The following is a 12,529-nucleotide window of genomic DNA, read 5'->3' on the forward strand; positions in this document are numbered from 1 at the left end:
AAACAATTCATAAAGCACAATATAAATGCTTTTTATACTGTTGGTAACGTTAGTTCTACCTTTGTACCTGCACCAATGCTACTCTTTATATTCATACTTCCTTGATGCTCCTGAATAATCTTATGTGTAATGATTAATCCAAGACCCGTTCCATTTTCTTTTGTTGTATAAAATGCTTTACCGAGCTTTTTCATTTCTTCCTCATTTATCCCGCACCCCTGATCCTCAATAAACAGGGATAACTTACCTTTCATGTTTTCCTGAGCAGAAATTTTAAGATTCCCGCCCTCCTTCATGGACTCAATCCCATTTTTAACAATATTCAACAGTACTTGTTTTAGTTGTTTTTCATCTCCATTGACCTTTGGTAATTCACTATTTAATTGCATATGAATCTTCACATGATATTGGTCTGCATAACTTTCCATTAATCGAACAACATATATTAAAATGTCTTGTATATTACAGCACGTATATTCTTTTGATTTCGGCTTTCCTAATAGCATTAACTCATTCACAAATTCGTTAATTCGTTCAATTTCCTTTAACATAATCTCGTAACTTATTGCTTAATCTGGATTCCGCTCTTTTTGAATTTGAGTAAAACCTTTTAAAGCTGTTAAAGGATTGCGGATTTCATGTGCAATTGTTGTAGACATCGTTCCGATTAAAGCTAAATTTTCTGTCTGCTTCACTCGACTCAAGATTTCTAATACAGTTCTAACATACGATTGAAATCTTTTTAGTAAAGAATGTGAAATCAAACAGAAAAAAATACATAAAACGAGCGGAATAATAACTTTCCCATCTTGTAAAAACAAACAAAAAAATGTATATTTTCCAATTACGAGTGCAGAAACTAAATAAAAATATCTTTTATTCACAAATACTGGCGCGAATAAAACGAAAAATATTTCAACCATATTTCCGTTGTCAAATCCCCGATCTGTTTTCAAATAAATCATTAAGTTATTAATAAAGTCTACAGCCATATACCCGATTAGAAATAAATACTTTATAAAATATGTATGTCCACGCCTTTGTAAATATACAGAAATAGGAAATAATAAAATAACAAAGATATGTACGCCAATTCCTAGCCCACCTTCAGGCCATCCTACCTTCGTCTCATTTATATTCATTGTAGGATATACAAAATAATATATAATGTCATATAAAAAGAATATAATATAGAATAATAATAAAAATACTTTTAAAGCTTCTTTTTCCTCTTGAATCAAGCTTTTCAATTTGTTCATAGTAAATACTCCTCTTAATTTGTCCCCAAACCTCATTATATTTACTAACCCTTTACATTATAATGATGAAATTGCTTTCAGAACAATCGCTTCCCTTTAAATAACCTCTTTATTATTACACTACATCCACTTTATTTGATTATACAACAGACCGTCTGTATATAAAATGGTTCCCGTTCTCACTGAACAGGGTAAAACACCGCAACCACACTATGCTATTTTGAGATGCTAGACTCCCTCGGTTTTCGTTAACGAATCCAGGCAGTAAATCAACATGAATCATGCTCATCATTTCAAAAAAAATTCTGTTTTCATACCTTCAAACAGAATTTTAAATAGCATTTACTATTCATTTTAATCTTCGTCTTTCACATCCATATCTTCAGGAATTGGTTCGTTTAATATTTCTTCGATTAATTGTTTATATTTTTCCATTTGCTCTAAATGTGTATTAAACTGCTCTTTATTTAACAAGTACTGTTCCCCATCATATACAGCACGGACACGCTTTTGCCGAACTAATTCTTCAATATATGACTTCGGAAGGTTTAAATATTCAGCAGCCTCTTCTATTGTTATATACATTTTTTTCATTCCTTTATTTATTTTTCATATATATCATTTATCTTACTTTATTATAGGATACTTTTGTAAATAATTTAAAAAGATTTAGTAAATGCGTAGTAAAAAGCAGGTAGATGCATTCCATATACTGTATAATAATATAAGTAAGCTTTTTTACAAATATAGATGGTATTACCCATTGATACAAAGGAGAGTTAACATATGGCTACTCGTCACATCATTACTATGTTAGAGCAATCATTACGCGCCGAAACAGAACAGACAAGTTCTTATCTATCTAAAACTTTACCGAAACGAATTATGGAACAAGCAAAAATGACTGATAAAAATAAGACATATCAAACCATTGGAGATTGGTATAAAAACCATTTCTTATTCCAACAAAGTGATTTTCTTTGGGCTAAATATGCCTTCTATGATGCATATTGCGAAGCATTACAAAAACAAGGTCACTTAACTAAACGTGTTCGTCACATATTAGAATCTATAGCTAGAAAGCATGGAAAACAATATATTTCATCTGTACAAAACTGGAAATTCCCTGATCAACAAGCACAAGGGACTGCATGATTTCGTATTTTCAAGCAAACATAAGCTCAAACTATATATACACTAGAAAGATTCACAAGTTACACGTCTTCTTGTCTTTTTCAAATAGCATTATACGACGTGAATTTATGAAACCGGTGTCATAGTTATGCTAGCAAATAGGAAAACACCCAAATTACTTCCCCTTTCTGTGTAAAAGTGGGTTCGTAGTTGGGTGTTTTATATTTTTCTAGATTATTATTATTGCTCATACTTTCCATGATACACTAAAAATCTTTACTTTTCTTCAAAAACAAAATTGTAAATAATTTCCTATCCGCTGTCTTTCCTTACTCATAAAGCCATTTATTCTATCATTTGCTTCATTAATTCTCGATTGCGTTTTTTAAACACATCATTATGTGAGGAGACCATTCCATATTCACTTGCATCTGGCTGGATAAACTGTTTCGCTTTATTAACAGCATTACCGGCATCATGGAATGCCCCTGCGATTAAGTGCAACTTCCCATCATGTTTTAAAATGTCTCCAGCAGCATATAGACCCGGTATAGAAGATTCACTGTTTGCATTTCCCGCAATGAAATAATTATCAATCATTTCAATGTTCAATTCGCTATTCTCTAATAATGTCATATCACGTTCATAACCGTGATTGATGATCACTTCATCAATTGATAAATAGGAAATTTCTCCGGTTTCATGATTCGTCAATTCCACACGTTCAATTGCTTCATGATTTTCTCCTGCAATTAGTTTTGTAATAGATGTATTGAGCAAGCAAGTAACCGAGCTGTTCAGCAATTGTGTAATCTGTGCTTCATGGCCAGATAACGCCTCTTTCCTATATGTTACATATACCTTTTTCGCAAGCGGTTCCAGTTCATTTGCCCAATCAATCGCTGAGTTCCCTCCACCTGAAACAATAACTGTTTTATCCTTAAAATGCTTCAAAGATTTTACTGTATAATTTAAATTTGATACTTCAAATCTTTCAGCACCTTCAATTGCTAATTTTTGTGGTTTCAATATTCCGCTTCCTGTCGCTATAATAACAGTCTTCGAAAAATGTTGTTGCCCAGAAGAAGTTGTTAATAGAAACGTTCCATATTCGTCGCGAGTAATCGATTCTACTTTCTCATTTAAGACTACTTCCGGCTGGAATGTTAATCCTTGTTCTACAAGTTGTTCAATTAATTTTGCCCCTGTAATTGGTGGCAATCCTCCAATATCCCAAATCATTTTTTCAGGGTAAACATGTATTTTCCCGCCTAAATGTGGCTGAAATTCAATTATTTTTGTTTTCATTTCTCGTAATCCACTATAAAACGCTGAATAAAGCCCTGCAGGTCCCCCACCAATTACAGTTACATCAAATAATTCTTCTTTATTCATTCGTATTCACTCCTCAGTTATAATCAAATGATTATCATTCTCAATAAAATATAACTTGTTTCTATTAGATTTACAATCAAAATTACTATTGACAAGGTAAGGAGATGAAATTATATTATTTACAGAATCAATATTGATAATCATTATCAATATGTAAAGAATTGTTAATTTTGAAATTATTTTAGCCATTCTTTATTTCGTACTAACATATATCACTGAAATTTTCATAAGGAGAATATAACATGAAGAAATTATTTATTTCATTAACAGTTTTATTCGTTCTAATTATGAGCGCTTGTAGCAACAGCTCATCAAATAAGAAGAACGAAGCAAAAGAAAGAAAGTCTGAAACAATTACATACCAATCTGAAAATGGTAAGGTTGAAGTTCCTGCAAATCCGAAACGCGTTGTTGTTTTGTCATCATTCGCTGGTAACGTAATGTCATTAGGCGTAAATCTTGTCGGGGTAGATTCATGGTCTAAACAAAACCCACGTTTTGATAGCAAACTTAAAGATGTTGCTGAAGTATCAGATGAAAATATTGAAAAAATTGCTGAACTAAATCCTGATTTAATCATTGGTTTATCAAATATTAAAAATGTTGATAAGTTAAAGAAAATCGCTCCTACTGTAACATATACTTATGGAAAAGTTGATTACTTAACACAACATATTGAAATTGGTAAATTATTAAATAAAGAAAAGGAAGCAAAAGCTTGGGTTGATGATTTCAAAAAACGTGCTCAAGCAGCTGGTAAAGAAATTAAAGCAAAAATCGGAGAAGACGCAACCGTTTCTGTTATCGAAAACTTCAATAAACAAATTTATGTGTACGGCGAGAACTGGGGCCGTGGAACAGAAATTCTATACCAAGAAATGAAACTAAAAATGCCTGAAAAAGTAAAAGAAAAAGCATTAAAACCAGGCTATTACGCTTTATCTACTGAGGTTCTTCCTGAGTATGCTGGAGATTACTTAATCGTAAGTAAAAATAAAGATGCTGATAATTCATTCCAAGAAACAGAATCCTATAAAAACATTCCAGCTGTAAAAAACAATAGAGCATATGAAGTCAATATGATGGAATTCTACTTTAATGATCCACTGACATTAGATTTCCAATTAGATTTCTTCAAAAAAAGTTTTCTGGGTCAATAATACAACAATGAGGAATTCTTACAATAAGAATTCCTCTTCCTTTATTCTATGAAAAGAAAAGATGTGAAACTGATGACAAAAAACACTCTACGTTCCACCTCCTTTATATACAAATTTATATTAGGAATCATTGTCTTTCTTCTTATTTTTATGGCTTCAATGGTATTCGGTGCTGCAGATACAACGATAAAAGATGTCTGGTTAGCTCTTACTTCCTCCGCTAAAGGAGATAAAATATCTATTATTCGCGAAATACGTTTACCACGTGAAGTTGCTGCTATTTTTGTCGGGGCTGGACTCGCGGTTTCAGGCGCCATTATGCAAGGGTTAACTCGAAATCCCCTTGCTGATCCAGGTCTCCTTGGACTAACAGGTGGTGCTAATGCAGCTCTTGCCATTACAATCGCATTTATTCCTTCTGCAAACTATTTTTATATCATGATTGCTTGTTTTATCGGAGCAGCAATCGGTGCCATTATGGTTTTTGGAATCGGAATGATGAAACAGGGCGGACTTTCTCCGTTTCGAATCGTACTTGCTGGTGCAGCAGTGTCCGCATTTTTAATTGCAGTTTCAGAAGGGATTGGAATTTATTTTAAGATTTCTCAAGACGTATCAATGTGGACAGCTGGAGGCGTAATTGGAACAACGTGGGGTCAATTGCAGCTCATTATTCCCGTCATTTCAATCAACGTACTTATTGCCATCTTATTTTCAAAAAAGTTAACAGTCCTCAGTCTAAGTGAGGAAGTCGCAATTGGACTCGGCCAAAAAATTATTGTAATTAAAATAATCCTGTTTATTATCATCATTTTACTTGCCGGGGCTTCCGTTGCACTCGTTGGCAATATGGCATTCATCGGTCTTATGGTACCTCATATGGTACGCCCACTCGTTGGACCGGACTATCGATTTGTCATTCCGATGTCCGCACTTGCCGGGGCTTCTTTTATGCTACTTGCAGATACAATTGGTCGTACAATGAATGCTCCATATGAAACGCCACTTGTTGCCATTGTTGCTATTGTTGGGCTGCCATTCTTCTTGTTCATTGTACGTAAAGGAGGCCAAACATTCTCATGATTCAACCTATGCTAAGAAAGCAACGCCTTATTATACTTGCCTTACTCATTCTTATTATCACGACGATTACAATTAGTATGGGACTTGGAGCAGCTTCTCTTTCCTATGATAGACTACTTCCAACATTGTTTGGAAAAGGAACCTTTAAAGAGGAATTTGTTCTATTCTCCCTTCGGTTACCTAGAATTACGATTACGTTATTAGCCGGAATGGCACTTTCTCTATCTGGAGCTATACTACAAGGAATTACCCGAAATGATTTAGCGGAACCAGGAATTATTGGGATTAACTCGGGTGCAGGCGTTGCAATTGCGATTTTCTTTTTATATTTTCCTATCGATGCAGGTTCTTTTATCTACTTACTTCCAGTTGTTGGATTTATCGGGGCTTTTTTGACAGCTTGTCTTATTTATATTTTTTCTTATAGAAAAACGACTGGTCTTCAGCCGATTCACTTAACATTAACAGGGATTGGATTTTCATTTGCGCTCTCAGGAACAATGATCGTCATTATTTCATCTGCTGAGCGTGTAAAGGTAGACTTTATTGCAAAGTGGATTGCCGGAAACATATGGGGAGATGATTGGGTCTTCGTCTTAGCAATTCTTCCATGGCTAGCTATACTGATCCCATTCATCTTATATAAAGCAAATCGTCTCAATATCTTAGCCTTAAACGAACCCGTCGCAATTGGCGTTGGAATCGAACTCGAAAAAGAACGCCGCTCTCTTCTCCTAGCAGCTGTGGCATTGGCTGCCGCTGCCGTTTCAGTTACAGGAGGCATTGCCTTTATCGGTCTTATGGCTCCGCATATTGCAAAATCATTAGTAGGGCCTAGACATCAAATGTTTGTCCCCGTAGCCATTTTAATTGGAGGATGGCTTCTGTCATTAGCTGATACAATCGGTCGCCATATCGTCGAACCTAGCGGGATTCCTGCCGGTATCGTTGTTGCTTTAATTGGTGCTCCTTACTTTATGTATTTACTATTAAAAAGTCCAAAGTAAATTACATAGAAATCCCCTAAGAATAGAGTGTTCTTGGGGGATTTCTTCTATCCTTTAGAAACTTATAAAATAGATAAGGTTATGGCTTCTTCTTTATTCATGCTTATAAACAGCAATACGTTCAACAAGAGTATCAGAAAAGCTACAATAAATCGAATAACCTTCGCGATTATAAACGAGTGCCTCGTTATTCATATTCTATGCCGCTATCAGTATCATCTGGTTCACCAAACCATTCTTTTAACTCTCTTACCGAAATATAAGGTGCTATCCAAACTGTTCGAACTTTTGACGGAAACATATTAAGATTATAACCTCCATGCACGGCAGTATTAGGAGCATCACATTCTGTACATCCTGCCTCTTGCCAAACATCAGGTGCTCCAAATTCTTTTTTTCACTGCAGATATATCTTTTCCCATTACGCTTAATTCAAATGGTTCCAGCTTCCCTTCACGAAAAGCGATTTCTAACACGTTCTGCACTCCTTGTTTTGTATTTATTTGGAATTTAGAAGCTGACGTACTTACTATTTTTATTTCGTCATAAATCTAACAAATTCGAATTTGTTATGAATATAGTTTCCCTTTTATATACTCTACCTTCCATTAATGTTTCGTCAAAAGCTCATTCATTGCCAACCTTCCATTTTCTAATACTTTGATTTTATACGTATTGTTAAAGCTTTTAATTTTAGTTGTCCCATCACCATATGTAATTCCATATTCTTCATAAGCAGTTACGACATATTCTGCTTTATTAATTAATTTAATACTATTCACTTGATAGGTTAGCAACGTCTCTGAGATATTTTTATCATTTATATATTTAATATATTTTTGACTTTCTCGGTACGCTTTTCCTTTTGGATCTAAAAAACTCTTTATGTACGAGAAGTCATTTTCCCTAATTGCTTTCATACCAGCATCTGCATATTTCTCCATAAAATCTCGAATTTCATCTTCTGACACTTGTTCCTTAGTAGACTCCTCTATTTTATATTTATTTTCTGAGAAGTTTTCTTTCTTCTGCCCCTTTTCAACTGATGTGATCTGCTCCTCTTGTTTCTTTTGTTCCTTTTTCAGCTCACCTTGAGATTCAAGATATAAATACATAGGAGCCTTATCTAAGTCTTCATAGAGATTTTTCATAATTGTAGAAGCAAACGACATATCCCCAAGAATAAACTGCTGGTTCATTATATTATATGTTGTAAAAAGTTTTATTGTATACCTGACCAACTGTTGCTCAGACTCTGTATATCCATGTTTTTTAGGATCAATCTCATCCGATAACAATTTTTCATAATTTCGAAAAAAACTTAAAATGAATGCATGATCTTTTCTAGAAATTGTTCCTCGTTCACTCCGAACAGGAACACCTTTTGCAATTTCATCGGTAGCGTTAGAAATAATACTTATAATCTTTTGACTCTCTCTACTAACTTTCGAACTCTTATCATGATAAAAATAATGATTATACGCTATATAGCCTCCTATCGAAATTATTATAAACAAAAATATAAATAAGCATTTTTTAAACAAAACTTCCTCCTCATCATCTATAAACTTTATTTCGTTCGTAATTACTAAAATACTCTATATCACATTATGAAATCTATATATTTGTAGAAAGACATAAAAGTCTAAACTAAAATCTCATGAACAATCGTTAATAAATAGCCATTATCATAAATTTTGTAGGTACTTTCATGTCTCAATAACGGGACATGTAAGTCTAAACTTTTTGAACATAGGACAAGAAACTCTAAACTACTTAGCCATTAATAATACAATATTTGAAAGTAAACTTTTAGCCATTTGATTTATTAGTATCCATCCTTATTTCTCCCCCTTTAATTTAATAATTACTACGTACCACGATATCACTTCCATTTTATATAATGTTATACCTTTTTATCTTCTAGTAGGGCATAAATAACCGTTATATCTATACAGGGAGATTTATTACAAAATTAATTGTAAATTAAACAAAATACGAAAATAAACTTTTGAATAGAAGTTTACTTTCAGTTTCATCAATAAGAAAAACCACAACAATTGCTGTGGTTTTTCTTATTGCCCTGACTAAAACTATGTTGTAAATGCTCATGGCCATTATATGTTGGATTTCTATTATAAGCTCCAAAGTAAACTTTTACCCATTAGTTTACATTCATATCCACCTGCTATGTACTTTTCACAAAACGATGACCATAATTTATGGTAGGCAGAAAATTCCTTGTTATTATATTTAACTTTTTCATAATCATGTGAACCATCGACTTCATATTGTTCAATGGAACCTTCTTGAAACTTAATAAAATCCCCTGATATATATTGATTATTAAATACTATCACCAATTTTAATTCGCTTGTATTCCCTGTTATTTTTTCTAATAACCCATTATAATGTAACTTCTTTAATAGGTAATCCATAGCTTGTGCCTCTTTGAATGAGTACATATCAGATCCTCCTAAATGTTATAATGCCACATCAAGTTCCACCTGTACCGTTCCTCCTTTTTTAACTATAATATTACAGAGATGTTCTTCTTTTTATTATATAGAATAAAAGAATATATGTAGAGAAATAGCATTTTAAAAAAACGTATGTTTATATCGTAAGACTGTAATAAATATTCATTCCAAAAGGTACAGAAAACAGGTTATAAGTAAGGAAGTATATCTTTACTTGTAACCTGTTTTGATTAATTATATTTTATTCAGTTTTTATGTAACATTCTTAAAACAATGTGTGGGAAATTATGCAGTTATTGTAGAATTACCGAGAAGTTTATAATATCTATCAAATTGATTTACTATGTAAGGAGAGCCTAAAACAGCACCTCTTTCATCAAGAAATAAAAATGTAGGAATCATGGAGATTTTATAGTCTTTCATAAAATTCATTGTGGCTAATAATACTTGCAACTTTGTTTCTTCTACAAAGTCCATGTTATTTAACATAGTAGGATCAGAGGTTGCAACAATCAAGACAAAATTATAATTATCCCCGTACTTTCTGGCTTCTTCTCTAAATTCAATAATGTCTAGTGAACAAGCATCACAAGTATCAGCAGCAATTAAGAGTATAACGGGTTTATCCCGTAACTCTTCTAATGTCACTATATTTCCCGTTAGGGTTTCTAAACTAAAGCTTGGAGCAATTGAATTGATAGGTAGACTATTAGAAGCCATAGTATTTTGCTTTGCAGATTTTATTGTATGTAGTTTAGAATGCAATTTTTTAAGTGATAGATTTGTAAATATAAATATCACTAATGTTAGAATAAACATTACAAAGTAAAACATTTATATTCCCCCAATAAGTCAACATAAAACAATGGATTAGTTTATAAACTAATCCATTGTTTTGGCTTTAACGGTTACAATTACATCTAGAACCGGTCTGATTCGAGCCACAGTCAGCTCCAGATTTACAGTCCCAAACATACCTTGTCCCTGTCCCTACATATGGATGTGGGTTACCACCTGTACCACAATATGTATCTGGACTACAAGAATATCTACTACAGTCACATAATATTGCGCCTAATAACATATCATTCTCCCCCCTTTCATTCCAAATTATAACATGTTATAATTTGGAATGAAAAAATATTTTTAGTTTTTTAAAAATTTTCAGAAAAATGAGGTGGACTATGCGGATTGAATATCTATTAAATTCTAGTAAACTAGTGTGGTCTACAGCTAGATTAGAACTAATCTGTATTCTATTAATAAATATATTCCAAGGGATTTTACCATTATTTACTTTAATTATTACTCAAAAATTACTGAATTCGATTCAACAATTATTTACTTCTAATGATAAAGTAATCTCCAATGTGATTATCTATTTGATTCTACAGCTTTTAATTAATTTAACCTCTACTTTTTTAGATAAGTATAAGATAACGATAAATATAAAATTGGAGCAACAAATAGACTATAAAATAAAAAAAATAATTGCAAATAAAGTGTTAAAGGTAAAGTATCAATATTTTGAAGATAATAAGTTTTATGATCATCTTCAAAGAGTTCAGGGGGATATAGGGAATAAATTTTTAGATCCTATATTGAAAATTATAGAAATCACAAAAAATAGTATTACCTTAGTATCCACCCTTTTATTTTTGGCACAATTTCATTGGTTGTTTCTTTTTTTAAGCATAATTTCAGCAATCCCGCTGTTTATTATGCAAAAGAAATTTGGAGAACAAAATTACTTTTTGATGAAATTCCAGACACCAAAAGCACGAGAACAAAATTATATCTTTTCATTATTAGTAAATCGTCAAGCGAATCGAGAATTACGTTTAAATCAAACATATGAATTTTTAATTCAAAAATGGTCTAAATCACTAAAAGCAAATAATAATGATATCTTAATGCAAGTTAACAGGCAACAAAATAAATTAATCTTGTTTAATTCTATTAATCACATAATTAGTATGGGTACAGTAATTTTGTTGCTATTTTTTATTTTTAGAAAATCAATAAAAATTGGAGATTTTGTCTCAATAAATAGTGCGGTACAAATTGCACAAAACTCAATAAATACCATAGCAACCTTGCTTGCGGAGATATATAAACAAAATTTGTTTATAACCGATTTGTACGAGTTACTAGGCTACGAGGACGAACAAGAAATTAGTATTGCAAATGAATTACAGATGTTTCCAAAAACACTACAGAAAGGAATACAGGTTAAAAATTTATCTTTTTCATACCCTGGAACAGAAAAAAAGGTAATAAAAAATATTAATTTTGATATTCATCCGAACGAGAAGCTAGTGATCGTAGGAGAAAATGGATCTGGGAAATCAACCCTTATTAAATGCTTAATCGGAAGTTTTGAAGTTCCAAATAACACGATTTTTTTTGATGAAATAGATAAAAATAGAATAGAAAAGAAAAGTTTATATAACAATATAGCTGTTATATTTCAGGACTTTGTTAAATATGAATTAACTGCTAAAGAAAATATTTCAATAGGTTCCTGTGAGTTTTCCGAAGACACCATAATTTCTTCTTCTAAAATTGCAGAATCACATAGTTTAATATCGAAACTACCAAACAGTTATAATACTCAATTGGGAAGGCTCTTTGGCAATAGTACAGATTTATCGGGCGGACAATGGCAAAGAATAGCTATTGCAAGAGCATTGATTAAAACAGCACCGATACTGATTTTAGATGAACCTACATCTGCACTAGATCCTAATACCGAAGCAAATCTATTTGAAAAATTCAAAGAAATATCAAACGAAAAAATCACAATCTTTATTTCTCATAGAATGTATGCATGCCATTTAGCTGACCGAATTATAGTGATGAAGGACGGGGGCATAGTCGAAATGGGTACACACAATGAATTATTGAATCTACACGGTGAATATTTCAATCTATATAGTTCACAAAAAGAGAAGTATATAGACCCTAAAGAAGATACAGTAAAGGAGCAAATTTATGAACCTAATTATTAA

11 protein-coding genes and 1 pseudogene are annotated in these 12,529 nt (G+C 32.3%); 5 read left to right on the forward strand and 7 right to left on the reverse strand.

What is annotated here, in order from left to right:
- Positions 1 to 32: 32 nt before the first annotated feature.
- Positions 33 to 1,259, reverse strand: a pseudogene (locus tag MR059_RS13565) (ATP-binding protein).
- 354 nt (positions 1,260 to 1,613) lie between these two features.
- Positions 1,614 to 1,844, reverse strand: coding sequence for a helix-turn-helix domain-containing protein (locus tag MR059_RS13570; RefSeq protein WP_011983452.1), 231 nt, complete (start codon positions 1,842 to 1,844; stop codon positions 1,614 to 1,616).
- A 201-nt stretch (positions 1,845 to 2,045) separates the two neighbouring features.
- Between MR059_RS13570 and MR059_RS13575 the strand changes: the two genes are divergently transcribed.
- Entirely contained in the window at positions 2,046 to 2,414 is a 369-nt protein-coding gene (locus MR059_RS13575; RefSeq protein ID WP_011983451.1) for a hypothetical protein, read from the forward strand.
- 324 nt (positions 2,415 to 2,738) lie between these two features.
- Here MR059_RS13575 and MR059_RS13580 read toward each other — a convergent pair whose 3' ends face one another.
- Positions 2,739 to 3,788: an NAD(P)/FAD-dependent oxidoreductase gene (locus MR059_RS13580; protein WP_011983450.1), complete on the reverse strand. Its 1,050-nt coding sequence runs from the start codon at positions 3,786 to 3,788 to the stop codon at positions 2,739 to 2,741.
- Between the two features lie 242 nt (positions 3,789 to 4,030).
- Here MR059_RS13580 and MR059_RS13585 point away from each other — a divergent pair, with 242 nt between their 5' ends.
- The 3 genes from MR059_RS13585 to MR059_RS13595 are packed head-to-tail and all read left to right on the forward strand — an operon-like array spanning position 4,031 to position 7,038.
- On the forward strand, positions 4,031 to 4,948 hold the full coding sequence (locus tag MR059_RS13585; protein WP_011983449.1) for an iron-hydroxamate ABC transporter substrate-binding protein: 918 nt from the start codon (positions 4,031 to 4,033) through the stop codon (positions 4,946 to 4,948).
- Between the two features lie 48 nt (positions 4,949 to 4,996).
- Complete coding sequence (locus MR059_RS13590) at positions 4,997 to 6,031, forward strand: FecCD family ABC transporter permease (RefSeq protein WP_041809394.1); 1,035 nt, start codon at positions 4,997 to 4,999, stop codon at positions 6,029 to 6,031.
- Positions 6,028 to 7,038, forward strand: a complete 1,011-nt coding sequence (locus tag MR059_RS13595) for a FecCD family ABC transporter permease (RefSeq protein WP_011983447.1) — start codon at positions 6,028 to 6,030, stop codon at positions 7,036 to 7,038. Before MR059_RS13590 ends, MR059_RS13595 begins: the two co-directional genes overlap by 4 nt.
- A gap of 608 nt (positions 7,039 to 7,646) precedes the next feature.
- Here the strand turns inward: MR059_RS13595 and MR059_RS13600 are convergent.
- The 4 genes from MR059_RS13600 to MR059_RS13615 form a co-directional block, all read right to left on the reverse strand.
- A complete protein-coding gene (locus tag MR059_RS13600) occupies positions 7,647 to 8,582 on the reverse strand; it encodes a TcaA NTF2-like domain-containing protein (RefSeq protein ID WP_011983446.1) in 936 nt (311 codons plus the stop codon).
- A gap of 591 nt (positions 8,583 to 9,173) precedes the next feature.
- Positions 9,174 to 9,503 (reverse strand): hypothetical protein, encoded by a 330-nt coding sequence (locus tag MR059_RS13605; protein ID WP_011983445.1) that lies wholly within the window; start codon positions 9,501 to 9,503, stop codon positions 9,174 to 9,176.
- Positions 9,504 to 9,803: 300 nt separating this feature from the next.
- Positions 9,804 to 10,352: a peroxiredoxin family protein gene (locus MR059_RS13610; RefSeq protein WP_011983444.1), complete on the reverse strand. Its 549-nt coding sequence runs from the start codon at positions 10,350 to 10,352 to the stop codon at positions 9,804 to 9,806.
- A gap of 67 nt (positions 10,353 to 10,419) precedes the next feature.
- Positions 10,420 to 10,602, reverse strand: a complete 183-nt coding sequence (locus MR059_RS13615; RefSeq protein WP_142288750.1) for a hypothetical protein — start codon at positions 10,600 to 10,602, stop codon at positions 10,420 to 10,422.
- Positions 10,603 to 10,702: 100 nt separating this feature from the next.
- Between MR059_RS13615 and MR059_RS13620 the strand changes: the two genes are divergently transcribed.
- Positions 10,703 to 12,529, forward strand: a complete 1,827-nt coding sequence (locus tag MR059_RS13620) for an ABC transporter ATP-binding protein (RefSeq protein WP_011983443.1) — start codon at positions 10,703 to 10,705, stop codon at positions 12,527 to 12,529.

It is taken from the genome of Bacillus cereus group sp. BfR-BA-01522 (assembly GCF_022662635.1).
Taxonomy (GTDB): Bacteria; Bacillota; Bacilli; order Bacillales; family Bacillaceae_G; genus Bacillus_A; species Bacillus_A cytotoxicus.